General features: G+C 65.0%; 23 protein-coding genes and 3 pseudogenes. 21 read left to right on the plus strand and 5 right to left on the minus strand.

Features of this window, described 5'->3' with window-relative positions; all coding sequences use genetic code 11:
- Positions 1–12: 12 nt before the first annotated feature.
- The 4 genes and pseudogenes from BKA24_RS06480 to BKA24_RS06495 form a co-directional block, all read left to right on the plus strand.
- Complete coding sequence (locus BKA24_RS06480; RefSeq protein ID WP_184220508.1) at positions 13–1,413, plus strand: TrkH family potassium uptake protein; 1,401 nt, start codon at positions 13–15, stop codon at positions 1,411–1,413.
- A 202-nt stretch (positions 1,414–1,615) separates the two neighbouring features.
- The gene (locus BKA24_RS06485) at positions 1,616–2,782 is read left to right on the plus strand and encodes a glutathione-independent formaldehyde dehydrogenase (RefSeq protein ID WP_184216295.1); all 1,167 of its coding nucleotides are present in this window, start codon (positions 1,616–1,618) and stop codon (positions 2,780–2,782) included.
- Positions 2,783–3,336: 554 nt separating this feature from the next.
- The gene (locus tag BKA24_RS06490) at positions 3,337–4,095 is read left to right on the plus strand and encodes a glucose 1-dehydrogenase (RefSeq protein ID WP_184216297.1); all 759 of its coding nucleotides are present in this window, start codon (positions 3,337–3,339) and stop codon (positions 4,093–4,095) included.
- 78 nt (positions 4,096–4,173) lie between these two features.
- A pseudogene (locus BKA24_RS06495) lies at positions 4,174–4,508 on the plus strand (transposase); the annotation flags it as partial.
- A gap of 363 nt (positions 4,509–4,871) precedes the next feature.
- Here the strand turns inward: BKA24_RS06495 and BKA24_RS06500 are convergent.
- Positions 4,872–5,183, minus strand: a complete 312-nt coding sequence (locus tag BKA24_RS06500) for a putative quinol monooxygenase (RefSeq protein ID WP_033107114.1) — start codon at positions 5,181–5,183, stop codon at positions 4,872–4,874.
- A 107-nt stretch (positions 5,184–5,290) separates the two neighbouring features.
- Between BKA24_RS06500 and BKA24_RS06505 the strand changes: the two genes are divergently transcribed.
- Positions 5,291–6,232: a GlxA family transcriptional regulator gene (locus tag BKA24_RS06505; RefSeq protein ID WP_053548963.1), complete on the plus strand. Its 942-nt coding sequence runs from the start codon at positions 5,291–5,293 to the stop codon at positions 6,230–6,232.
- Positions 6,233–6,992: 760 nt separating this feature from the next.
- On the opposite strand, the gene BKA24_RS15580 is transcribed toward BKA24_RS06505, so the two are convergent.
- Positions 6,993–7,661 carry a helix-turn-helix transcriptional regulator gene (locus BKA24_RS15580; protein ID WP_246367046.1) on the minus strand — a complete coding sequence of 223 codons (669 nt, stop codon included), beginning with the start codon at positions 7,659–7,661 and terminating at the stop codon, positions 6,993–6,995.
- 256 nt (positions 7,662–7,917) lie between these two features.
- On the opposite strand from BKA24_RS15580, the gene hxlB reads away from it, so the two are divergent.
- Both hxlB and hxlA read left to right on the plus strand, forming a co-directional pair.
- A complete protein-coding gene (gene hxlB / locus BKA24_RS06515; protein WP_184216299.1) occupies positions 7,918–8,496 on the plus strand; it encodes a 6-phospho-3-hexuloisomerase in 579 nt (192 codons plus the stop codon).
- Between the two features lie 28 nt (positions 8,497–8,524).
- Positions 8,525–9,148, plus strand: a complete 624-nt coding sequence (gene hxlA, locus BKA24_RS06520; RefSeq protein WP_184220514.1) for a 3-hexulose-6-phosphate synthase — start codon at positions 8,525–8,527, stop codon at positions 9,146–9,148.
- Between the two features lie 4 nt (positions 9,149–9,152).
- Here the strand turns inward: hxlA and BKA24_RS06525 are convergent.
- A pseudogene (locus BKA24_RS06525) lies at positions 9,153–9,467 on the minus strand (transposase); the annotation flags it as partial.
- 332 nt (positions 9,468–9,799) lie between these two features.
- Here BKA24_RS06525 and BKA24_RS06530 point away from each other — a divergent pair.
- From BKA24_RS06530 to BKA24_RS06560, 7 genes and pseudogenes are all read left to right on the plus strand, one after another.
- Positions 9,800–10,966, plus strand: a complete 1,167-nt coding sequence (locus BKA24_RS06530; protein ID WP_184216302.1) for a glutathione-independent formaldehyde dehydrogenase — start codon at positions 9,800–9,802, stop codon at positions 10,964–10,966.
- Position 10,967: 1 nt separating this feature from the next.
- On the plus strand, positions 10,968–11,537 hold the full coding sequence (locus tag BKA24_RS06535; protein ID WP_184216304.1) for a type 1 glutamine amidotransferase domain-containing protein: 570 nt from the start codon (positions 10,968–10,970) through the stop codon (positions 11,535–11,537).
- On the plus strand, positions 11,534–11,836 hold the full coding sequence (locus tag BKA24_RS06540) for a putative quinol monooxygenase (RefSeq protein ID WP_184216306.1): 303 nt from the start codon (positions 11,534–11,536) through the stop codon (positions 11,834–11,836). Before BKA24_RS06535 ends, BKA24_RS06540 begins: the two co-directional genes overlap by 4 nt.
- 140 nt (positions 11,837–11,976) lie before the next feature.
- Positions 11,977–13,107 (plus strand): NAD(P)/FAD-dependent oxidoreductase, encoded by a 1,131-nt coding sequence (locus BKA24_RS06545; RefSeq protein WP_184216308.1) that lies wholly within the window; start codon positions 11,977–11,979, stop codon positions 13,105–13,107.
- A gap of 368 nt (positions 13,108–13,475) precedes the next feature.
- Positions 13,476–13,649 (plus strand): annotated as a pseudogene (locus tag BKA24_RS06550) (transposase); the annotation flags it as partial.
- Between the two features lie 113 nt (positions 13,650–13,762).
- Positions 13,763–15,592, plus strand: a complete 1,830-nt coding sequence (gene nhaA, locus BKA24_RS06555) for a Na+/H+ antiporter NhaA (protein ID WP_061018826.1) — start codon at positions 13,763–13,765, stop codon at positions 15,590–15,592.
- A 32-nt stretch (positions 15,593–15,624) separates the two neighbouring features.
- Positions 15,625–16,845 (plus strand): MFS transporter, encoded by a 1,221-nt coding sequence (locus tag BKA24_RS06560; RefSeq protein WP_281385780.1) that lies wholly within the window; start codon positions 15,625–15,627, stop codon positions 16,843–16,845.
- Positions 16,846–16,885: 40 nt separating this feature from the next.
- Here the strand turns inward: BKA24_RS06560 and BKA24_RS06565 are convergent, their stop codons facing one another.
- A complete protein-coding gene (locus BKA24_RS06565; protein WP_221417289.1) occupies positions 16,886–17,338 on the minus strand; it encodes a DUF488 domain-containing protein in 453 nt (150 codons plus the stop codon).
- A gap of 47 nt (positions 17,339–17,385) precedes the next feature.
- Here BKA24_RS06565 and BKA24_RS06570 point away from each other — a divergent pair, with 47 nt between their 5' ends.
- From BKA24_RS06570 to BKA24_RS06600, 7 genes are all read left to right on the plus strand, one after another.
- Positions 17,386–20,052: an excinuclease ABC subunit UvrA gene (locus tag BKA24_RS06570; RefSeq protein WP_184216313.1), complete on the plus strand. Its 2,667-nt coding sequence runs from the start codon at positions 17,386–17,388 to the stop codon at positions 20,050–20,052.
- Between the two features lie 109 nt (positions 20,053–20,161).
- Positions 20,162–20,467 (plus strand): transposase, encoded by a 306-nt coding sequence (locus BKA24_RS06575; protein ID WP_036280114.1) that lies wholly within the window; start codon positions 20,162–20,164, stop codon positions 20,465–20,467.
- Between the two features lie 175 nt (positions 20,468–20,642).
- Positions 20,643–21,224, plus strand: coding sequence for a recombinase family protein (locus tag BKA24_RS06580; RefSeq protein ID WP_184216316.1), 582 nt, complete (start codon positions 20,643–20,645; stop codon positions 21,222–21,224).
- Positions 21,225–21,598: 374 nt separating this feature from the next.
- A complete protein-coding gene (locus BKA24_RS06585; RefSeq protein WP_184220912.1) occupies positions 21,599–21,829 on the plus strand; it encodes a hypothetical protein in 231 nt (76 codons plus the stop codon).
- On the plus strand, positions 21,829–22,671 hold the full coding sequence (locus BKA24_RS06590) for a Fic/DOC family protein (RefSeq protein WP_184216318.1): 843 nt from the start codon (positions 21,829–21,831) through the stop codon (positions 22,669–22,671). Before BKA24_RS06585 ends, BKA24_RS06590 begins: the two co-directional genes overlap by 1 nt.
- Positions 22,664–23,293, plus strand: a complete 630-nt coding sequence (locus BKA24_RS06595) for a recombinase family protein (RefSeq protein WP_343065985.1) — start codon at positions 22,664–22,666, stop codon at positions 23,291–23,293. Before BKA24_RS06590 ends, BKA24_RS06595 begins: the two co-directional genes overlap by 8 nt.
- Positions 23,290–24,117 carry a DUF6988 family protein gene (locus BKA24_RS06600; protein WP_184216319.1) on the plus strand — a complete coding sequence of 276 codons (828 nt, stop codon included), beginning with the start codon at positions 23,290–23,292 and terminating at the stop codon, positions 24,115–24,117. The genes BKA24_RS06595 and BKA24_RS06600 overlap by 4 nt, the downstream gene beginning before the upstream one ends.
- On the opposite strand, the gene BKA24_RS06605 is transcribed toward BKA24_RS06600, so the two are convergent.
- A complete protein-coding gene (locus tag BKA24_RS06605) occupies positions 24,114–24,314 on the minus strand; it encodes a helix-turn-helix domain-containing protein (RefSeq protein WP_184216320.1) in 201 nt (66 codons plus the stop codon). The two genes, BKA24_RS06600 and BKA24_RS06605, sit on opposite strands and share 4 nt — an antisense overlap.
- Between the last annotated feature and the right edge of the window lie 143 nt (positions 24,315–24,457).

Below are 24,457 nucleotides of genomic sequence, written 5' to 3' on the forward strand. Positions count from 1 at the left end.
AACGGAGCACGGATGCCGATCGGGTCCCAGACGAGCAAGCGTGCCCGGCTGGCCCGGAGGGGCCCTCATTTCTCCTTTCGCGCACTAGAGACAGTCCTGCGAAAGTCTCAGGCGCAAGCCGCGGTCGCCATCTTCGTCCTCGCAGCAGCACTGTTCTCCGCCCTTCTCGCTCTTCCCATCGCAACAGCAGACGGACAGGGGATGCCCCTGCAGGACGCGATCTTCACCGCGGTGTCAGCCATCACCGTCACCGGACTCACCACAGTGGATACCGCCGTTGCCTGGTCCCCCTTCGGGCTCGGGGTGATTCTCGTCGCGATCCAGGTCGGAGGGCTGGGCGTGATCACGATCGCGTTACTACTCGCGCGTGCTGTCACGCGCCGTCTCGGTCTCGGCGGTCGAGTATTCGCACAACAAAGCATCGGTTCCCCCGAACTCGGTGAGGTCCGCCGGCTCCTCACGATCGTCATCGTCACCACCCTCAGCATCCAAGGCGCCCTCGCGGTGCTACTCGCCCCACCCTTCATCGCTGCGGAAGGGTGGGCGACGGGGACCTGGCATGCCGTGTTCTACGCCGTGTCAGCGTTCAATAACGCCGGCTTCACCACACACACCGGAGGGCTGACGGTTTTTGACGGGAACCTGTTCATCCTCGGCCCGATCGTCGTGGGGGTCTTTGTCGGTTCGCTCGGATTTCCCGTGTTCCTCAACATCATCAAGAACAAGTGGGATCGCACCCGTTGGACTCTCCACACCAAGCTCACCCTGGCAACAACGCTGATCCTCCTGCTCCTCGGGACCGGTGCATGGACGCTATTCGAATGGTCAAACCCCGCGACCATCGGCGACATGGACCCTGCCGCCAAAATCTTCCACGGCGTGTTCGCCTCGACGATGATGCGATCGGGCGGGTTCGCCATCACCGACACCGCCGCCTCCACCACCACAACCCTGCTTCTCAGCGACGCACTGATGTTCGTTGGCGGGGGTTCCGCATCCACCGCCGGTGGCATCAAAGTGACCACCCTTGCCGTGCTGTTTCTCGCGATCGTCGCTGAGGCTCGCGGCACCAAAGACGTCCGCGTCGCTCAACGCACCATTCCCGACAGCATCCTGCGAGTCGCCATCAGTGTCACTTTCTTGGGCGCTTCACTGGTTCTCACCGCGACAACCCTGCTCACTCTGACCAACGACGCCTCACTGGACCGGGTCCTGTTCGAAGTCATTTCCGCCTTCGCAACCTGCGGGCTCTCCGTCGGTCTCTCAGCCGAGCTGGACGCGTTCGGCAAGATCATCCTTTCCGTCCTGATGCTCGCCGGACGCATCGGCCCCATCGGGCTCGCAGCGGCTCTCGCCATCCGGCACCGGAACGTCCTGTACACCTACGCAAACGAACGCCCCATCATCGGATAGTCGGACTGAAGCGTTCTCCTGCCGATAACGATCGTTTACGGTGCACTCGCGATAGAGGCCACGGATCGCGCGAAAAACGCACATCAGAACGTGGTTTCGGCGGGCGTTCAATGTCTCGCGAAGGGCTGGCGTTGTCAATGCCCTACCAGCAGGCTATCGAGGCCAGTAGGTTCTCGAGCAACACCATTTGATCGGAGTAGACATGAAAGCAGTAGTGTACGAGGGACCCCGTCAGGTCAGCACGAAGGATGTCCCGGACGCGAAGATCGAGCGACCCTCCGATGTGCTGGTCAGGGTGACGACAACGAACATCTGCGGCTCGGATCTTCACATGTACGAGGGGCGGACCTCCTTCGAGGTAGGCCGGACGTTCGGCCACGAGAACATGGGGGAGGTCATCGAGGTCGGTAGTGGTGTGGAGAAGGTCAGGGTCGGAGACCGGGTTGTGCTCCCGTTCAACATCTCGTGCGGGTTCTGTAAGAACTGCGAACGCGGCCTGACCAACTACTGCCTCACCACCCAGCCCGACCCATCATTCGCCGGTGCGGCCTACGGGTTCGCCGACATGGGTCCCTACGGTGGTGGCCAGGCGGAACTGCTCCGTGTGCCTTTCGGTGACCACAACGCGCTGCGCTTGGGCGAGGATGCGGAGGAGAAGGAGAACGACTACGTCATGCTCTCCGACATCTTCCCCACCGGCTATCACGCCACCGAGATGGCCGGCGTGATACCCGGCGACAGTGTTGTCATCGCCGGGGCGGGTCCGGTCGGGCTGATGGCCGCCCTGTCCGCGATGATCAAGGGCGCCGCGAAGGTGATGGTGGTCGATCGTCACCCCGACCGGCTCGCGTTGGCCGAGCAGATCGGCGCGATCGCCATCGATGACTCCAAGGTCGATCCCGTGCAAGCCGTGCTCGACGAGACGATGGGGCTGGGAGCTGACCGGGGTTGTGAATGCGTGGGTTACCAGGCCCACGATCCTCAAGGCAACGAGGACACGGCCGCTACCCTGAACATGCTCATCAACGCGGTGCGTTTCACCGGAGGAATCGGCACCGTCGGCGTGTTCGTCCCCCAGGACCCCGGAGGCAAGGATGACCTCGCCAAGCAGGGAAAGGCGGCCATCGACTTCGGAACGCATTGGTTCAAGGGTCAGACCATGGGGAGCGGTCAGGCCCCGGTCAAGCGGTACAACCGCCAGCTGCGGGACTTGATCGCCGCCGGCAAGGCGACCCCTTCGTGGATCGTCTCCCACGAGATCTCGCTGGACCAGGCTGCCGATGCCTACAAGAACTTCGACGCCCGGTCCAAGGGTTGGACGAAGGTCCTCATCAAGCCCGGGATGTCGACCGAGAAGAAGACGAACTGATATGGCCGAGACGCTGCAGGGCAAGAGAGTCGCCATCCTCGGAGGTCTCTCCTATGTCACCCGTTCACAACCTCCTGGGGAAGTACAGCTAGTCGTTGTCGCGCTGGCGGCGCTGTCCGCGAGTCGACTTGGAAGCGCAAGCTCGAGGAAGATCGATCAGCCTGCCGCTTGAGCCGACGAATATCCGGCTGACGCGGATAGGCGCCAGCCGGATCCTCGATCAATTGCCGTAGATCGTCCGCAGCCCTTCCTGGTCACCGCGGCCGCGTGCAGCCGGTTGGCCATGTTGCACGTGCTAGTGGTAGGCGCCATGACTTGGCCGGCAGTCTGGGCAGAATGGCCGACGCTTGACCCCTGATCTTGGAGGGGTCAAGCGCCTCAGCCCGAACGCCTACGAAGCCGCACGCTCCGCCACGCTCGCGGAAGCGGCATAACCGAACCGACACCGTGTCCACGATCAAGGGCCAAGGCCCCACAGCCGACACCGCGTCGCAGCTCCCGCACTGAACGAGCGGCGCCGACCGACGCCGCTCCCTGAGAGAAAGAAGCACACAATGTCAAACTCGCTCGATGGCAAGGTCGCACTGGTCACCGGTGGTGGCGGAGGGATCGGGCGCGAGACCGCGAAGGTCCTCGTGGACCACGGCGCACGGGTCGTCGTCGCCGACCTGTCCGAGGATGCCGGCAACGGGACGCTCGAGTACATCGACGGCGGAGACGCCGTGGCGTTCGTCCGGGCGGACGTGACCGACCTCGCGTCGATGCAGCACGTGGTCCAGGCCGCGGTGGACCGCTACGGCCGACTCGACATCGCGCACAACAACGCCGGCATCGAGCTCACCGGCCCCGACCTCGCCGACGTCACGGTGGAGCAGTTCGACAAGGTGATCGCCGTCAACCTCACCGGAGTGTTCATCAGCATGAAGGCCGAGATCCCGCAGATGCTGGCGCAGGGCGGCGGATCCATCATCAACACCGCCTCGTCCCTCGGGCAGGCCGCCATCGCCCACCAGTCCGCCTACGTCACGTCGAAGCACGGCGTCATCGGCCTCACCCGAGCCGCCGCGGTGGAGTATTCCGACAAAGGCATCCGCGTGAACGCAGTGCTGCCCGGGGTGATCCAGACGCCAATGATAGACGCGCTGGAGGAGACCTACCCCGGCTTCAAGGACGCGCTGCTGACGAAGCACCCGATCGGCCGACTCGGCACGCCGCACGACATCGCCGAGATGGTCGCGTGGCTCGGTTCCGACGCGGCCGCCTTCGCGACCGGCTCGCAGTTCGCCGTCGACGGCGGGTACCTCGCGATTTAGACGAGGTGGCCACGACGGACGGGAGGCACGGTGTCAGCTGGCACCGTGCCTCCCGTCCGTCACCGGTCGCACCGCGACCGCGGGTCGCTGGTCGGCGCGATCTTCCACTCTGACCACGGCAGCGTCTACACCTCGAAGGCTACGCCGCGCTCTGCGAGCAGCTGGGCGTGACCCAGTCCACGGGCGCGGTCGGCACGAGTGCCGACAACTCACTCGCGGAAAGCTTCAACGCCACGCTCAAGCGCGAACTCCTCGCCGGCCGGTCAGCGTTCCCGGACCAGGCCACCGCCTACCGGGCCGTGTTCCGGTGGGCGAACCGCTACAACACTCGCCGGCGCCACTCCGCGATCGGCAACATCAGCCCGAACGCCTACGAAGCCGCACGCTCCGCTACGCTCGCGGAAGCGGCATAACCGAACCGACACCGTGTCCACGATCAAGGGCCAAGGCCCCGGCGTTTGCTCAGGTCAGCGGCTCGTTCGCCCAGTGGGCGCATCAAGCGATAGACGCAAAGCCGACGTGATTAGGTCGTCCGTTCGATTCCGACAGGCGGCTCCGGCGAACCGTTCTGGTGGTCGCGCGATGCGCTGGCCTCACGGCTCTGCCCGACACCGACGTCGCTCTCCTCTGCGATGGACCCCTCGCCGGCTGAGCGCTCGCGGCCGGCATCCTGTCCGTGTGCCGATAGGCCTCGCACCGCTCGGCAACGCAGCGTGGCGTTGCGTCGCGACCTGGCGACGGCTCGGCGGGGCGCGATCGTCTCGTGCGTTGGCGGACTACGGGAGCTTGGACGCGAGGACGTCGGCCGCCAGGATCTCGGGTGCTGCGCCGAGGAGGTGCTGGTTGGCCATCAGGGCTGCGACGATGGCGCCGTTGGCGTGGGCGTCGCGAGCGGCCTCGTCGGGGAATGCATCGAAGATCCAGAAGGTGTCGGCGTGGGTCCTGACCGCGAACCAGACAATCGTTCCTACTTCTTCGTTGGCGAGTGCGACAGCGCCGGCGAGCAGATCGGCGACCGCGTCGTGCTGTCCATCGGCCGCGACGATCTTGGCGACGAAGGCATACGGAAGTGATGCGGGTGTGGACATGAGGGACTCTCCTTGACGTCGGGGTTCTTCGTGGGACGAGTTCAGCGTATGACGAGCGAGGGCCGGTGGGGAGTGGCGTATACGGCAGTATTGCTACTGTTTACGTCATGCGTATCGGACTGATCGCGATCGACGGCTGCTTCGGTTCGGCTATCGCGTCGATCATCGACATCGTGCGGGTGGCCGACGGAGCCCGCGGCGATGTCGACCCGCGGATCGACCCGATCGAACTCGCCATCCTCGGACCGAAACGGCGAGTGACCACGACGGCATCGATGACCCTGTCGGTGGACCACCCGCTGTCGGAGTCCGGAGAGTTCGACGTGGTCGTCGTCCCTGCGCTTGGAACCCTTACGGCCGCCGCTACCAACGACGTCCTCCAGAGCCGAGATGCTCGTTCGGTCATCGCCTCGCTCGGGCGCCTCGACGAGGCGACCACCCGGATCGCCGCGGCGTGCACCGGCGTGTTCGCTGTCGCCGAGACCGGCCGGATGCATCATCGGAGGGCGACGACCAGCTGGTTCCTGGGGCCGGAGTTCCTGAAGCGCTATCCGACCGTCGCCCTCGATCTCGACACCATGGTCGTGGTCGACGGGAACCTCGTCACCGCCGGCGCCGCGTTCGCCCACATCGACCTCGCGCTCTCACTCGTGCGATCGATCAGCCCCGACCTGGCCCAACATGTCGCCAAGCTCCTCATCATCGACGAGCGTCCGTCGCAGGCGGCCTTCGTCGCCTACGAACATCTCCGGCACGAGGACCCGATCGTCGTCGAGTTCGAACGCTTCGTGCGCGCCCGCCTGGACGAACCGTTCAACGTCGCCTTCGTCGCGCAGTCGCTCGGCACCAGCCGGCGCACCCTCGAACGACGAGTCCGTGCGGCGCTCAACCTCACTCCGCTCGGCTTCGTCCAACGGCTTCGCATCGAACGAGCTCGGCACCTCTCAGCAACCACGGACTTCACCTCCGCCGAGATCGCGCTACGGGTCGGCTACGCGAACGCCGAGACTCTGCGCTCCCTCCTGCGCAGGGAGCGACGCCGTTCCTGACCTATCGCCATGCCTGTAGCCGGTGTCCTAGCACTCGACTGGAACCACCTCTCAGCACGTCGCGTCGACGCTCCTGCGTCGCCCCTGGACGATCCACTCGACACGCCCGCAGCACAGGTCATGTGACGTGTCCCGGCTTCCCGGACGGTCGGGGTTGGGTGGCTGTGATGTCGCTGCGTTCTCGTCGAGGGGGTCAGCAGACTCGATCAGGGTCGACTGGGATGAGACGCGAAGGCGGTCAGGTCAGGGCGGCCGAAGCCGGCCGGCGGGGTAGCGTCGGTCACGTCGAGGTCTTTCGGACGGATGGCGTAGGAACCTCCGTCGTCGGGAGACCTCGACGTCTATCTGCGGACCGACGCGCCCGGCCGACCTACACCCTCATCTGGGAAGAGCCCCTAAACCTTCAGCAGTCCCAACTCCTTGTGCTCGTCAGTGGTGACGCCGGCCTTGCGGCCGGAGTCGATCGCGTCCCGGTTTATCCAGTTCCGCAGACACGACTCGCTGATCCCAAGATCACGAGCCGTCTGGCCGACGGGTTGCCCTGCGCAACGAGGTCAAGGACACGGCGCCGAAACTCCGGCGGGTGAGCAGCAGGCATTACACGGACTCCTTCCGAGACCATCATCGCCTCAACTCAGGTGTCCGGAAAAGCGGGTCAGGCTCCGATCGTCTATCGCGCCGCAGTGATCCTCAACGCCGTCATCGCCTGGACCCGGCAATTGTCAGACACGCCCTAGATCACGGGTGACGCTGGTGAAAATCATCTCGACGTTGCAATAAGCTGCGCCCGATTGCGCGCGCCGACCTTCCGGAGAAGGTTCGACACATGGAACTTCACCGTGTTGACGGAGATGAGGAGCTCTTCCGCGATTTCGGCGTTGCGCGCTCCCGATGCGAGAAGCCGTAACACATCTCGTTCGCGCATGGAGAGTTGTGAGAATTGCGGAAGTGGCTCGGGTTCCGCCGGCGGATCGAGGGGGAGCCGGATGTCGACTGAGGACCCCCAGCCGGGTGTTGAGGAGACCGCAATCGCGCCGTCGAGGGCTGTGACGCGTTCGACGATTGGCCGGATCGAGTCGTCGTGTGCGGAAAGTTCGCCGGCCCCGTCATCTCGGATGCCGATCAGGAGATTTAGGCCGTCGCAGTCCCACTGGATGCGCACCCGCCGAGCCTCGCTGCGATCCGCGAATGCGAGCACCGAGCTGCGGACGATGGCCCGCGCCGCGTGCGCGACCTCCCCTGGGAGTGCCCGACCGGTCGCGGGCGGCTCAACGAACTGCACGTCGAGATCGCCGAACCGGACGAGGGGGAGCAGGTCGCTCTGCAGTCGGGCGAACGCACCGACGACGGGTTCGAGGATGCTGCTGCGTTCCTGATCGGTGACAGCGCGCAGCCCGATCAAGGCGCTCGTTGCCGCCTCGATCGCCATGTTGCGTGCTGCGCGGTCATCGAGGCGGGGCGATCGCAGAAGCGCGAGTATAGATTCGAGCGTGATCGCGTGCCGGTCAGCATGCTCGGCGACGATTCGGGCGTGGTCGGCGACATGCTGACGTGACGCGGGCGACGCCAGTTCGGTGAGGTCCACGGTGACAACCTACCCACTCAGGTAGGCCCATGCCTACGGGTAGGTGGCCCTGCTCCTTTGCGGGGGGGCCAAAGCGGCCGACGGCCGTGAGGATAGGGCGATGGATGTCCTCGAAATCGGTGTGGGCAACTCGCTCAGCCGCATTGCCCGCGAACTCGAACTCGCAACCGACAGACTGATCGCTCGCGACCGGGCGGAATTGGCGGAGCTCGCGGATATCGTCGGCGCTGCTCCGCGAGTCTTCGTGCTGGGTGCAGGCCGATCGGGGCTCGCGCTGCGAATGACCGCGATGCGACTCATGCATCTTGGCCTGGCCGTCCACGTCGTCGGGGAGGTCACCGCTCCTGCGATCGAACCAGGTGACTTGCTCCTCGCTGCCAGCGGTTCCGGAACGACGGGCGGGATCGTGCGCGCGGCACAGACTGCCGTCGATGCTGGCGCCCGGGTGGCGGCTGTTACAACAGTCCCAGACTCTCCGCTTGCAACGCTGGCCGCCGTCACGGTAGTCGTGCCGGCTGCCGGCAAGCTTGATCGCTCTGAAGCGGCATCTGAGCAGTATGCCGGCAGTCTCTTCGAGCAATTGGTCGTTGTTCTCGGCGACGCGCTTTTCCACACACTCTGGCGCCGCTCCGGCTTGACCGCTGATGAGCTCTGGCCTCGCCACGCAAATCTCGAATGACGCAAACCACTGCACGAAAGGAATCCAAATGAAACTGCAGTTTGCCATGGACACCCTCTCCACCGAGGCCGCCCTCGAACTCGCTGCTGCTGCCGCGCCGCACGTCGACATCCTCGAGCTCGGTACCCCGCTTATCAAGAGTGCTGGCCTTTCGGTGATTACCGCGATCAAGCAGGCCCACCCCGACAAGGTCGTCTTCGCCGACCTCAAGACGATGGATGCCGGCGAGCTCGAGGCTGATATTGCCTTCACTGCGGGTGCCGATCTCGTGACGGTCCTCGGCTGCGCCGGTGACAGCACGATTGCCGGTGCTGTGAAGGCGGCGAAGAAGCACGGTAAGGGCGTTGTCGTCGATCTCATCGGCGTGAGCGACAAGGCGAAGCGTGCGAAAGAGGTCGTAGCACTTGGAGCAGAGTTCGTCGAGATGCACGCGGGCCTCGACGAGCAGGCCGAAGAGGGCTTCACCTTTGCCACCCTGCTCGAGGACGGCAAAGCTTCTGGCGTGCCGTTCTCAGTCGCAGGCGGCATCAATAGCTCGACGATCGCTTCGGTGCAGGAATCTGGTGCGCAGGTGGCTGTGGCAGGAGGCGCGATCTACGGCGCTCCCGATGTCGGTGCTGCCGCCGCGGAACTCCGTGCAGCCATCGTCTGACGACCTAGGGCGTGTCTGACAATTGCCGGGTCCAGGCGATGACGGCGTTGAGGATCACTGCGGCGCGATAGACGATCGCATGCTTGTCGTTGTGGGTGGCGAGTCCACGCCATTGCTTGAGGTGGCAGTAGTGGCGCTCGATGACGTTGCGGCCCTTGTAGTCGGCGGCATCGAACCCGACGGGTCGTCCGCCGCTTGACCGGCGGCGCTTGCGGTGGCCTTACTAGTCGGATGGTTCGGGGATCACGGCCTTGATGCCGCGGGCGCGCAGGTGCCCGCGGATCGCGCGGGATGAGTACGCCTTGTCGCCGCGGATCGCCGAGACACGATCAGAGTCTCTCAGCGAGCCGCCGATCTATTTCTCAGACACGCCCTAGGTATACAACTACTTTCCACCTGAGCAGACCTTTCCGATGCCCACTCCCGGCGGAATGGCCGCTCCGAGTCAGGTGGGCAGGTCGCGTCCCCTGCCGTAAACGATCGTTTACGGTGCACTCGCGATAGAGGCCACGGATCGCGCCGAAAACGCACATCAGAAGGTGGTTTCGGCGGGCGTTCAATGTCTCGCGAAGGGCTGGCGTTGTCAATGCCCTACCAGCAGGCTATCGAGGCCAGTAGGTTCTCGAGCAACACCATTTGATCGGAGTAGACATGAAAGCAGTAGTGTACGAGGGACCCCGTCAGGTCAGCACGAAGGATGTCCCGGACGCGAAGATCGAGCGACCCTCCGATGTGCTGGTCAGGGTGACGACAACGAACATCTGCGGCTCGGATCTTCACATGTACGAGGGGCGGACGTCCTTCGAGGTAGGCCGGACGTTCGGCCACGAGAACATGGGGGAGGTCATCGAGGTCGGTAGTGGTGTGGAGAAGGTCAGGGTCGGAGACCGGGTTGTGCTCCCGTTCAACATCTCGTGCGGGTTCTGTAAGAACTGCGAACGCGGCCTGACCAACTACTGCCTCACCACCCAGCCCGACCCATCATTCGCCGGTGCGGCCTACGGGTTCGCCGACATGGGTCCCTACGGTGGTGGCCAGGCGGAACTGCTCCGTGTGCCTTTCGGTGACCACAACGCGCTGCGCTTGGGCGAGGATGCGGAGGAGAAGGAGAACGACTACGTCATGCTCTCCGACATCTTCCCCACCGGCTATCACGCCACCGAGATGGCCGGCGTGATACCCGGCGACAGTGTTGTCATCGCCGGGGCGGGTCCGGTCGGGCTGATGGCCGCCCTGTCCGCGATGATCAAGGGCGCCGCGAAGGTGATGGTGGTCGATCGTCACCCCGACCGGCTCGCGTTGGCCGAGCAGATCGGCGCGATCGCCATCGATGACTCCAAGGTCGATCCCGTGCAAGCCGTGCTCGACGAGACGATGGGGCTGGGAGCTGACCGGGGTTGTGAATGCGTGGGTTACCAGGCCCACGATCCTCAAGGCAACGAGGACACGGCCGCTACCCTGAACATGCTCATCAACGCGGTGCGTTTCACCGGAGGAATCGGCACCGTCGGCGTGTTCGTCCCCCAGGACCCCGGAGGCAAGGATGACCTCGCCAAGCAGGGAAAGGCGGCCATCGACTTCGGAACGCATTGGTTCAAGGGTCAGACCATGGGGAGCGGTCAGGCCCCGGTCAAGCGGTACAACCGCCAGCTGCGGGACTTGATCGCCGCCGGCAAGGCGACCCCTTCGTGGATCGTCTCCCACGAGATCTCGCTGGACCAGGCTGCCGATGCCTACAAGAACTTCGACGCCCGGTCCAAGGGTTGGACGAAGGTCCTCATCAAGCCCGGGATGTCGACCGAGAAGAAGGCGAACTGATATGGCCGAGACGCTGCAGGGCAAGAGAGTCGCCATCCTCGCCGCCGACGGGGTCGAGCGAGTCGAGCTCGAGAAGCCCCGCGAGGCGCTGGAGCAGGCTGGTGCACAGACCGAGGTTCTGTCGATCCACGACGGTGAGATTCAGGCCCGTGAGAACGATCTGGATGCAGCAGGCACGTTCACTGTCGACGGGTTGGTCGCGGGCGCCTCTGTCGCCCACTATGACGCCCTGCTTCTCCCGGGCGGCACGGTTAACCCCGATCAACTCCGGGTTGACCCCGACGCGGTCTCCTTTGTCCGCGAGTTCGTCGAAAGCGGCAAGCCCGTTGCGGCGATCTGTCACGGACCGTGGACGCTGATCGAGGCGGGTGTGGTCGAAGGTCGCACCTTGACGTCCTTCCCGAGCATCCGCACAGACCTGCGCAACGCCGGTGCTGACGTCGTCGACCAGGACGTTGTGGTGGACGGGAACCTGATCACCAGCCGCTCGCCCGATGACCTGCCTGCGTTCTGCGACACGATCGTGGCGAAATTTGCGAGCAATTCAACTCAGGGAGAGGTGACGTCATGAGCGTGACGAAGGGACTGCTTGTCAGGCTGGAGGCCCTGCCCGGCAAGGAAGACGAGGTCGCGGAATTCCTCGGCATCGGGCGAGGACTCGTCGAGGAGGAGCCGGCCACCATCGCGTGGTTCGCGATCCGTCTCGGCCCGTCCTCCTTCGGGATCTTCGACGTGTTCCCCGATGGCGCCGGCCGCGACGCGCACCTGTCTGGCGCGGTTGCGACCGCTCTCGGCGAGCAGACCGGCAAACTGTTCAGCGAGCCGACGATCGAGAAGTTGGACGTCCTGGGCTCCAAACTCCCCGCCTGACACCACAGACCGGGAGTACTGTCCCAGAAAGGAGGGGTCGCTGCGCGCGGTGACTTCGGGCTTACACAGCCCGCTGACGTCGTGGCAGCGGCCCTTCTTTTGCGCCCTATCGCTAATCGCCAACAGATCGGGGAACCGCGATGACAGGAACTGACGACGGCGTTGCCACGATGCGTGCACCCGAGGTAGCAGTGATCGGGGGTGGGATCGTCGGTCTGTCGACGGCGTACGCGCTGCGGGAGCAGGGCGTGCCGGTGCGCTTGTATGAGGCTGGTCTGCCTGGGATGGGTCAGTCCGCAGGCGAGTCGCGGATCTTTCGGCATGCGCACGATGACCCGCGACTCGTCGCTTTCGCGCGCGAAAGCCGTGGGGTGTGGGATGAGTGGGCCGAACATTTCGATGTCGAGCTGGTCTCATCGGACGGTGTCCTGGCGATCGGAGACAGCGCCCTGGCGCGGCTGCGGGTGCTCGACCAGGTCGGCGGCGTGGAAGCGCACGAGATCGACGCGGCCGAGGTCGCCCAGCGGATGCCGCTGCTCGCTGGGTATTCGGGGCCAGCGGTGCTCGACGAGTCGGGCGGAGCGATCCGCACCCGAGCCGCGATCACGGCACTCACGGGTGCCCTGGCAGATGCGGTCACCACCGGTGAGGTCATCTCCATCGATCCCCGCGCCGACGGGACGGTCGAGGTGCGCAGCGTCACCGACCGGGCTGTCTACTCCAAGGTGGTCGTGTGCGCCGGCCGCGAAACTGCCCGTCTGGCACGCAGCGTCGGCCTGTCGCTGCCGGTTCGCCTTGCCGCACACGTCCGGCTGACCTTCGACGTGAAAGCCGCCGCTCCGGCACGAGTCGCGTGCCTGCAGGACAGTAGCGGCGTCTTCGGCGAAGTCGGCGTCTACGCGACGCCGCTACCGGGCAACAGCAGCTATTCGGTCGGACTCAGCGACACCGTCGGCGTCCGCGACGACGGAACTTTCATCGACCCGGCGGCGATTCGATCGCTGGACGAACGCGCACGCGAATACGTGACACGGGCGCTGCCCGGTCTCCACCCAGAGCCGCGCGACTTCCTTCACTGCTGGGTGACCGACCTCCCGTGGAGTGAGGACGGCGTGGCCGTGTGGGAGGCAGGCTCTGTCCTTTTTGTGGCCGGTCACAATTTGTTCAAGCAGGCACCTGTGCTGGGTCGCGCTCTTGCCCGGGCTGCGACCGGCGGCGGTCTCCGCGCCGAGCTCACGCCCGAAGCGCGCCTCGGCGAGGCCCAGAGCTAGGGCGTGTCTCCCAATCGGGGGGGTGACCCGCGATTCTGGCCGGCAAACTGTTCAGCGAGCCCACGATCGAAAAGTTGGACGTCCGGGGCTCCAAAATCCCCGCCTGAGACCATGATCTCGTCGAGCGTCGCCGGTACCTCACCCTTGTTGGCATAGTCCACGGGTGAGGTACCGGCGACGGTGCGGCGAGTACCCGTGCGATGGTTCTGCCGTCACGATGGGGTCACGCCTGTGGCTTCCTCCAATGCCGCGGCGAGGTATCTCGCGGAAGCGCCGACGCCCTTGTCCGCGACGTGCTCGGGCGTGCCAGCTGCAACCATGGTCCCGCTGGCGTCGCCCGCACCGGGCCCTAGTGTGACTACGAGGGGCTCGCCTGCTTCGACCGGACCGGCACTTCGAACGGCCCGACCGAGGCGATCAACGGCCGCCTCGAGCACCTCCACGGCTCCGCCCTCGGCTTCCGCAACCTCACCAACTACATCTCCCGATCGCTCCTCGAAACCGGAGGATTCAGACCACTGCTACACCCTCAAATGCGATGAGCCCCATAACCCGCTTCGTCTCCATTCCGCCTTGCGCGCTGCCCGGTCGACAAGTCTCGCCGTCGGGCGCTGCCCTTGGGTTCCGATACGCTTCCCGCATGACGAGTGGGCAGATGGAACGGCGCACGAGTTGGCGAACGATTCGCACGGAGTCGGGTTCGGCTGTGTTCTTGGTCGTCGTCGCAGCGGTCGCCTTGCTCTGGGCGAACTCGCCACTCTCCGAGGCCTATTTCGGGCTGTGGGATGTCGAGATCGGGTTCGATGTCGGAGGGTTCGGACTGCACATGAACCTGCACCACTGGATCAACGACGGCCTCATGGTGGTCTTCTTCTTCGTCGTTGGCCTCGAGGTGCGACAGGAGTTCGCGCATGGGTCGCTCCGAGACGCCAGCCGCGCGCGTCTCGCGTTGATCGCTGGCGTCGCTGGCGTGGCACTGCCCGCAGTTTTCTACATCCTGATCGTGGCCGCCGCGGGCGGCGACGGGCTCGGTGGATGGGGCGCGGTGGTCGGTACCGACACCGCGTTCCTGTTGGGTGCCCTCGCGCTCGTCGGCCCGAAACTCTCCGGCCAGTTGCGGGTGTTCCTACTCACCCTTACCGTCGTCGATGACTTCCTCGCCGTCTCCATCATCGGCATTGTCTACAGCGACGAGATCCGGCTCGTTCCGCTGCTGATCGCAGTTGCCTGCCTCGCCGGGTTGTGGCTTCTGGGTCGTTCGCGGCAATGGAGCGCCACACCGTACGTGCTGATTGTCGTTGTGCTCTGGTTCGCGACCGTTGATTCCGGAGTCCACGCCTCCCTCGCGGGCATGGTCGCAGGGCTCCTTATCCCCGCCTACCCGACGCGTCGGCACAAGGTGGTCGCGGCTCGTCAGCTGTTCCGCGACTTCTGGCAGTCGCCGAGCGCGGCATCGGCCCGCGCAGTCGATCGAGGCTTGGCGGGAGGTATCTCGGTAAATGAACGCATGCACGAGGTTTTGCGCATGCCGACCGCGCTCGTCATCGTCCCGATCTTCGCGCTCGCGAACGCTGGCGTCGACCTGCGCGGCGGCGTGCTCGTCGATTCCTTCCAGTCCTCCGTGACGTGGGGAGTCATCGTGGGTCTCGTGCTCGGCAAACTTCTCGGCATCGGTCTCGCCACCTTCGTCGCTGTGAAGCTTGGAGCCGGTCGGCTACCCGAGGGTGTCGGGATGGGCAGCGTGTTTGGCGGCGCGGCGCTTTCGGGAATCGGGTTCACCGTGTCGCTCCTGGTGATCGGCCTCGCGTTCGGCTCGACGTCCGACCTGGGTCGGCAAGCGACCGTCGGCGTGTTGGTCGCGATGGTGCTCGCTACCGCGCTTGGTTGGCTGATTTTCCGGGTTGCTGCGAAACGCTGGGGAGAGGAGACGGCAGATCTGCCGATGGTGCTCACACCGCCCGTGGATCCTGAAGTCGACCACATCCGTGGACCAGAGGACGCTCAGCTCACGCTCGTCGAGTACATCGACTTCGAATGCCCCTATTGCGCGCACGCAACGGGTTCCTGGGAGGACCTTCGCAGCCGGTTCGGGGACGATCTCCGGTATGTCGTTCGCCAGCTGCCACATCACCCTCACGGCCCCATAGCCGCACGAGCGTCGGAGGCGGCATCGAATCAGGGGATGTTCTGGCCGTGGCTGGACTTCGTCTTCACGCGGCAAGATGCGCTCGAGCGCGAAGATCTGATCCGCTACGCCGAAGAGCTGGGCCTGGATGTCGCCCAGTTCACGGCTGACCTCGATAGTGCCGCCGTACGTGCCCGTGTGGAGCGGGATCTCGAAAGCGCCGATGCAAGCGGGGCGCACGCCACCCCGACGTTCTTCGTAGACGGCCGACGGTTGCTGGGTAGCTACGACGCTCGAACGCTCACCTCAGCCCTCGAAGCCAGCCGCCGAGGCACACGAACCCAGGAAGTGCGCTCCTGAGTCGTCAAGCGTCGCGGGGCGCGTCGGTACACCTGCCCGAGCGAACAAGAACACCCGATGGCAGGGCGCTCGTCGCCCTCGACAGCGCTGGCGCGGGAATGTACCTCCCCGTTGCGGCACTCTTCCTCATCCAAGTTCGCGGATTCTCGGTTGCGGATGCGGGCCTCGCATTGGGCATCGGGGCAGGCGTCGGTCTGCTGTTCCCCGTCCTCGCCGGGACGCTGGTCGACCGAGTTGGCCCTCGCAGGGTGATCGGCACCGGACAGTTGCTCCGAGCCATCGCGATGCTCGTCTACCTACTCGTACCCGGTTGGCCCGGGGCGATTGCCGGGAGCGCGATCTGCGCCGCCGGGATGCAGCTGCACTACGGATCGCTATACGCCTTCCTGACAGCATTGCGTCCCAGCGACGGGTTTCACGATGCGCAGTTCGCTCGCGTTGAGATGGTGCGTTCGGCTGGCTACGGTGCTGGCGCGCTCCTCGGTGCCGTGCTGCTGGCCTGGGACCCCGCCATGTTGCCTTGGCTGCTGGCGGTCAAACTCGTCACGTCGACGATGGCAGCCATACTTGTGTTCACGATGCGGATGCCGCCGCACACGTCATCTCGCTCGGTGAAGGCTACGTCCGCCGCACCAGGAGTGCTACGGAACCGCCCGTTTCTCGGGCTCATCCTTCTGGGCTTTCTCATCACCCTGGTGATGGAGTTCTTCCCGGTTGCCTTTCCGGTGATCGCTGTCGAACAACTCGGCGCGCCGGCATGGTTGCCGAGCCTCGCAAACGCCGGCCTGGCCATGCTGTCGAGCACCCTCACAGGAGTCGCGGTGGCGCTGACGAGCTCACGTTCTCGGGCATTCGCTGTGCGGCTCGGAGCAGTGCTGCTCTTGGCGTGGATCGCCTCAATGGTGGCCGTCTACGCGGTTCCTTCAGCGTGGCTTGCGGTAGCCCTGTTCGGATCGGCGCTGATCTTCGGAGTCGGCACGGTCGTGCTCGGCACGAGGATGAACGCGGCCGCGAGTGAGGCCGCCCCACCGGAACAGGCTGGACGCTACCTCGCTGCGTTCCAGTACTCATTCAGCGTCGCCAGCCTCACCGCGCCTCTTCTGATGTCGGCTTTCGCGTTGTCGGGTTGGTTGCCGTGGGTGCTACTCGTATTGGGGCCTGCGGGGGCGCTCGTACTGCTTCCGTGGCTACGTCGCGCGCTGCCGCCCCGTGTGCTCGCTCTCGCTCCCGACGAGACTGAAGCCGGAGCCTAACCCGTCCGCATCCGACGGGTGAGGACGACGCCACCACCTGTTACAACAGATGCACGATCCCTGTGTCACCCCAGGCGGACGCGAGATACTCCGCGGCGAGACGCCGATGACAACGATCAGGAGAGGCCTCTGAGCAAAGGAGCACTGCCTCGTTGAAGTCAGCAGGACTGAGCACCGCTTCGACCTGGCGACCTTCCAAGAGGCGCACGTACTCAGCGGCGTATTGCTCCCGCGGCACAGCCCCGTGCTGGTAGTCACGTAGCGCTTGCTCTGTCGGGGTGAGGAGCAACTCCTGCCGATAATGCATGTCGCAAATCTCACTGAGGAAGAACTCGAGGTCGTCTCGCTTTCGGAATCCTGCGAGCTGCGAACGGTTCCGCAGCCGTATGTCAACAAGAGCCGTCGCGCCGCTGTCGGAGAGCAGACCGAAGAACTCGCGCGTCTTCTTCTTCGTGAACCCGATGGTAAACAGCCGCATCATCTTGCCTCCCACGGTCGATGAACCTGCTTACCACGAGACCCGCTTGGTACAGTTCTGAAATGGATCACCTTTCCTCAGTGTCCACCCACGTCCAGCCCGATGTCCGGGTGCGTGGTGCCCGCGAACACAACCTCAAGGACGTCGATCTCACGGTTCCGCGTGACGCGATGGTTGTGTTCACGGGCGTGTCCGGATCCGGGAAGTCCTCCTTGGCTTTCGGCACGTTGTACGCGGAGTCGCAGCGGCGCTACTTGGAGTCAGTTGCCCCGTACGCGCGGCGACTGATCGACCAGGCGGGTGTCCCCGACGTCGACTCCATCACCGGGATGCCGCCCGCAGTCGCCTTGCAGCAGCAGCGCGGAGGGCGCAGCGCGCGCTCCTCTGTAGGCAGCATCACCACGCTGTCGAGTGTGGTTCGGATGCTCTATTCGCGAGCAGGTGAATACCCAGATGGTCAGCCGATGCTCTACGCCGAGGACTTCTCCGCGAACACCGTGCAGGGCGCGTGCCCCGAGTGCCACGGCATTGGCAGAGTGTACGCGGTGACTGAGGAGCGAATGGTGCCCGATCCCTCACTCACCATCCGGGAGCGCGCCATCGCATCGTGGCCGACCGCCTGGCACGGCCACCAGTTGCGGGACGTGCTCGTCGCGCTCGGCTACGACGTCGACGTACCGTGGAAGGATCTGCCGAAGAAGGATCGGGACTGGATCCTCTATACCGACGAGACCCCCTTCGTTCCCGTCCACTCTCGACTCACACTCGCCGAGGCGCGCCGGGCAATCCGAGCAGGAATCGAACCGAGCTACTCGGGCACCTTCGTCGGCGCGCGGCGGTACGTGCTCGACACTTTCGCGAACACGAAGAGCGCGTCGATGAAGCGCCGCGTAGCCCAGTTCATGAGCGCGGCGGTCTGCCCGGTTTGCCATGGGAAGCGGCTCAAACCCGAAGCACTGACGGTGACGTTCGAAGGACTCGATATCGCGGACTTCTCAGCCTTGCCACTGCGTGAATTGGCTGAGCTCCTCGAGTCCGTCGTCGCCGAGTCTGACCGCGAGAGCGAGACCTCCGCCGCCGTGGTAGACGTCGCGACTAAACGTGAAGCCGTCGAGCAGCGCGTTGCTGCTGGCGGCTCCGCTCACTCCGCTGCGCCGGATGTCCGTCGCACACCGAATCAGTCTGTCGAGAAGCGCGCCGCGGCAGCCCGCCTGGGCGCAGAATTGCTGGACCGCCTGCGCCCCATCATCGATCTCGGACTCGGTTACCTCTCGCTAGGTCGCACTACGCCGACACTGTCCGGAGGGGAGCTACAACGACTTCGACTCGCCACGCAGCTCACGTCGGAACTGTTCGGTGTTGTCTACGTCCTCGACGAACCGTCAGCCGGTCTCCATCCGCACGACGTCACCGCGCTGCTGGGTATCCTCGACGGGCTGAAGCAGCGCGGCAACAGCCTCTTCGTCGTGGAGCATTCCGTCGACGTCATGCGGCACGCGGACTGGCTGGTTGACATCGGCCCCGGAGCCGGGGAACGCGGCGGGCGCGTGATCTACAGCGGACCCACGGACGGGCTCGCGGAGGTCGACGAGTCGGTGACGCGCGGATACATCTTCGGGGGCAGCGGCCTTCCACCGCACCAGCCCCGTGCCGCCCACGACTGGTTGCAGCTGGAGCACGTCACCCGCAACAACCTGCGGGACGTATCTGTGGCGCTACCGCTCGGAACGCTCACTGCTGTCACTGGCGTGTCAGGGTCGGGGAAGTCCAGCCTTGTCAGTCAAGTCCTGCCTGCCCTCATCGGCGCCAGGCAAGGAGACGCCCCTCGCGTCGAGGAGGAAAGCGCTGAGGCCGACGCCCTGCTCCTCACTGACGAGTCCGATGAACTCGGAGGGTCGGTCGAGGGCGATCTCACGACCGTCCGGCGTGTGGTGAGCATCGACCAGAAACCCATCGGCCGCACGCCCCGCTCCAACGTCGCGACCTACACAGGACTCTTCGATCATGTGCGGCGCCGGTTCGCCGAGACGCCGGAAGCTCGGACACGCGGATACAAGCCCGGTCGGTTCTCCTTCAATGTCGCAGGCGGCCGTTGCCCGACCTGTGAGGGTGAAGGCTCCGTGATGGTCGAGCTGCTCTTCCTGCCCTCGGTCTACACCGTGTGTCCCGACTGCCATGGCACCCGCTATCAATCGAGCACCCTGGAGATCACCTGGCGAGGGCGCAACATCGCGGAAATCCTCGCGATGAGCGTCGAAGAGGCCCACGACTTCTTCGCCGGCGAGTACGACGTGATGCGCTCACTCACCTCGCTGGTCGATGTCGGGCTCGGGTACCTGCGCTTGGGACAGCCGGCCACAGAGCTCTCCGGTGGGGAGGCGCAGCGTGTGAAGCTGGCCACCGAACTGCAACGAGCGCAGCGCGGCGACACTCTGTACGTGCTCGATGAGCCGACCTCCGGATTGCACTGTGCCGACGCAGACCGTCTAGTTACCCACCTTCAGACTCTCGTCGATGCGGGCAACACGGTCGTGATGGTGGAACTCGACATGCGAGTGGTCGGCGCCGCCGACTACGTCATCGATCTCGGGCCGGGAGCCGGTGACAACGGCGGCACAGTGGTCGCGTCCGGAACGCCAGCAGAGGTCGCCGCGTCGAGAAACAGCGCTTCAGCACCGTATCTCGCCGCCGCCCTCGCCGAGGCCGCGACGCTGACGTCAGGGGCATAACCGGCTCTTCGCAGATGAGGGTGTAGACGTCGAGGGTGCGTCGTTGGCCGGGTAAGGTGAATCGCTCTGGGTTTCGTTCCGTTCCGTTCTTCAAGCAAGGATGGAATTGATGAATCAGAAGTACTCGCCCGAGATGCGGGAGAAGGCGTTGCGGATGCTGGACGAGGCGAAGCCCTCGCATCCGAATCTCATGACCGCGGTGCGTCATGTCGCTGGGCTTCTTGGTATGAGCGCGGAGACGTTGCGGGTGTGGCATCGCCGTCGCGAAGTCGACGGCGGGCAGCGTCCCGGTGTGCCCACCGATGTTGCCGAGGAGAACAAGCGCCTGCGGCGTGAGAACGCTGAGCTGCGCAAGGCGAACGAAGTCCTCAAAGCCGCGAGCGTGTTTTTCGCGAAGGAACTCGACCGCTCCTGACGGGTCTGCCCCGCGCACACCGCTTCCGCTGTCCCGATAGCCGGTCGTCCACCGGCACAGGTGCGGACCATCCGGGTGAACGACCAGAACCCAGCAACTACCTAAGCCTTCGATTCCCGTAAGACTGTCCCGCAAAAATGCCCGGTGAAGGTGCCCTAAACGCTACAGTCGTCGCATGCTTGTCGGATACGCCCGCGTCTCAACCTCTGGGCAGGACCTCGCCGCGCAGCGGGACGGCCTCCACTCGCTCGGCGTCGATCCCGAGAACGTGCACGTCGACCACGGCATGACCGGAACGAACCGTGAACGCCCGGGGCTCCGCGAAGCGCTTGCCGCGGTCCGCAAAGGTGACGTCCTGGTCGTCACCAAGCTCGATCGCTTCGCAAGATCACTCCCCGACGCTCGTGATATCGCCGACGAGCTGACGCGCAAGGGCGTGACGTTGAACCTCGGAGGTTCCGTCTACGACCCAACCGATCCCGTTGGGCGACTGCTGTTCAACGTCCTCGGGATGGTCGCGGAGTTCGAAGCCGACCTCATCCGTGCCCGCACGCGCGAGGGGATGGCGATCGCTAAGGCCGCGGGCAAGCTCCGCGGAAAGAAGCCCAAGCTCTCCGTCTCACAGGAGAAGCACCTGGTCGCGCTGCACCGTGCCGGCACGCACACCACGAGCGAAATCGCCGAGCTCTTCGGTGTCGCCCGCTCAACCGTGTACCGAGCGATCCAGCGCGGCGGAGCGAACCCACCCGCCGCCTGACGACACCGAGCGAAGCGAGAAGGACGACACCGAGCGAAGCTGCTCACAGGTCGTCGACTCCGAGCTCACTTCCGCGCTGGGGCTCCTCGACGCGATGAGCCCTGAGACGCCAGCGGTTAAGATCGGACGCTGTATCGAGTATCTGGGTCAGAGCTGCTCGCTGGGCTGCGGTGAGGACCATGGTGGGCACGTTAGCAACGAGGATGTGCACCCACCGAAAACGATCGATTACGGCACGAGGGTTCGCGTGACTTCATGGAGGCCGACACGCCGTGCCGAAACCGTGTGCCAAAACCCTCTATGTTCCAAAACCTCGTAGGACCGTTTTTGGTCCAAAACTGATAGAATCGATGCACGCAACGAGAGGGGCAATCATGGCCACGATCACCAAGGCAAGGACGACGCACACCGCCGCGACGCCGCGGCCGGCAACCTCGACCGCTGCTGGTGCGGACGAGCGTATGGCTTTTGCTGACGCTGCTCTTGCTCTCGCCGGCCACGAGGTCACCGACTCGACGCTGCGAACGATTCTCGAGCGTGCAGCTCGTCACGAGCTGTCGGGGGATGAGGCACGCGCTGCGATCCGCCGGCACGTCCAGGGCTGATGCCGCGCGGCACGACCTTTCGTACCTGGGGTGACTACTTCATCCCAGGTACTTCTGTGTTGAGGAACAAATTCACCGAACCCGGCAAGCCGCACGGCGAAACCGATCCCGACAAGCTGCGGACGTTGGAGGAGGCGATGGCGCACAGCCGTCTCCAAGAGCTGCACGAGAACCCGATTCAGGGGAAGCTCGACTACGACCACATGAAGGCGATCCACGGTTACGTGTTCCAGGACGTCTACGAGTGGGCCGGCCAGGAACGCGTCGCGCCGGTGGGGGAGCGGATGACGAAGGAAGGTCACGCCTACTACCCAGCTGGCGAGGTGCTGACGGAGGCGGCGGAGGCGCAGTACAGGAGACTCGCTGCGAAGGACTACCTGCGGGGGCTGCCGCAAGACAAGTTCGTCGACGAGCTAGCCGAGGCGTGGGGGGAGCTGAATGTCGTTCACAGTTTCCGCGAAGGCAACACACGCACCCAATTCGTGTTTTTCTCGCAGCTCTCAGAGCAAGCCGGCTACCGGATCGACACAGCGCAATTCGCCCCAGGTTCGCCGCTGCGCGACGAGTTCGTGCAGGCCCGGTATGAGTCGCAGGACACCGGTAACAATCAGCGACTCGCTGCGGTGCTTGGGAAGGCGATCAGCCCTTTAGCTCCAAAATCGTCTCCGGCTCGTATGGGCGACAGTGGGGTAGCCGAAGCCCTTCTAGCGAGCTTTCCCAAGAGCGCAAAGGCGATCGGACGCCCTTCCTCGACGTCGGTTGCGAACAAGGCCAACCGCTTACCTACGACGCGCCATGGAAGCCGGCAGGGGAACGACGTGCGGGGACGTGAACGTGACTAACACGAGCGACCAAGTGCAACAGCACGCGAACGTTGTCGGCTACGCGCGCGTGTCCAAGCGGGAGCAGAACCCCGCAGCTCAGGAGGCTGAGCTGCGCGCGGCCGGCGCGGGCCGCGTGTTTGTCGACCACGGCGAGTCGAGCCGGATCGCTGACCGCCCGCAATGGCTTGCCTGCCTCGACTACCTCCGCGAGGGCGACACGCTTGTGGTGCGTCGTCTCGACCGCCTCGGTGGCACGGAGCGGATCATCATCGAGACGCTGCATGACCTGGACCGTCGAGGGGTGAACATCAAGAGCCTCACGGAGCCGATGATCGACACCACGACCCCGATGGGCCGCGCCCTGTTCGGAATGGTGGCCGTGTTCGCGCAGCTCCGCGTCGACACCATTCGGGAGAACACCATGCGCGGTCTTGCTCACGCGAAGTCGCAGGGCCGTGTCGGTGGCCGGCCGTCGAAGATGACGCCGGAGAAGATCGCGCAGGCCAAGCGGATGCGCGCCGAGAACGCGAGCCTCGACCACATCGCCGGAGTGCTCAGCGTGGGAAAGTCGACAGTCGCCCGCGCGCTGTCTCGCCCCGAGGATGACGTCGCCGCGGGTGCTTCGAGCGGTCGACGGTGACCACGCTCAATCTCGACGAGCTCCGAGAGCTGATCGAGCACCTGCTGACCCAATGGGAGCTGCACTCCGACGGCGGAACCTACCGGCAGCCGGCGGCCCGCCGGGGGCGGTCCTTCACCGGTCCCGACGTCGCGCGGGTTGCGATCGTCGACGGTTTCGCTCGTCATATTCACAAGACGGCCGCCGCGGTCGTCACCCTGATAGACGGCGGCCACGTGACCGCCGCTGCACCCCTCGTTCGGCAGATGTACGAGTGTGCTCTGAGCGCCGTGTGGCTCATTCAGAGCAAAGACGAGCACGGGGTGAAAGCGCTCCTTGCTGAGCACACGCGGAACCGCCGCGCGTTGCAGGGCGACATTGCGCAGGCGCGGTCGGCGGTGTTCCGGGAAGGTGCGGAAGATCTACCCGACACAGACCCGACGCCGTTCATCGGTTCCCTCGACAGCGTTCGCAGCTTCAAGGGGATCTGCCTCGATCTAGAACCAGGAGGCGTTGACGCCTACGTCTATTACCGGCTTCTCTCGACGTTCAGCCACGCCTCTCTCGGTGTCACTGACCTGTACTTCGCCCCGAGTCCCGATGGCACCTACGCTCCGCATCGGAGGCCCGTTCCGCGGACACCGATCAGTGCAGACATGATGCTGTTCTTCGCGGCGATATCGATGGTGTGGGGCGGACGGGCGTACACGTACACCAGCCACGACAAGGCGCACCGAAGCATCCTGCGGGATGCGGCCCGTCATCTCGGCATCAACGCAGAGATAGGGCTGAGCGAGACGTACAGGAAGCGTCATTCGACACGTCGCCAGCAGCCCACCGCTTAGTCGCGCAGCAGCTCGGAGGGATGCACATCGAGTGCGATCGCGATCGCATTCAGCTCGTCGACCGTCAGGCCGGCAGGCGTCGTGGTGTGCAGCCTCCGGTCGCGCTTTCGCGCCGCGATCCCCGTGACCTCAGCCAGCCATTCCGGTGACCTCCCGCGAGCGTCCAGGACCGCCAGGATGCGTCGTGCGACGCGCACGGCAAGGAGTCGATTCGCGCGAGGTTGCATTGCGTTCTCCTTGTTGTGTGTCCGATGAAAGTAGGGAGTTCGGCGGTACGCCGAGCTGCCGGCTTTCGTTGGAACACTTGCCGCCTTGCACGGAGTGGAGAGGCGGTCAAGGG

It is taken from the genome of Microbacterium marinum (assembly GCF_014204835.1).
Lineage (GTDB): Bacteria > Actinomycetota > Actinomycetes > Actinomycetales > Microbacteriaceae > Microbacterium > Microbacterium marinum.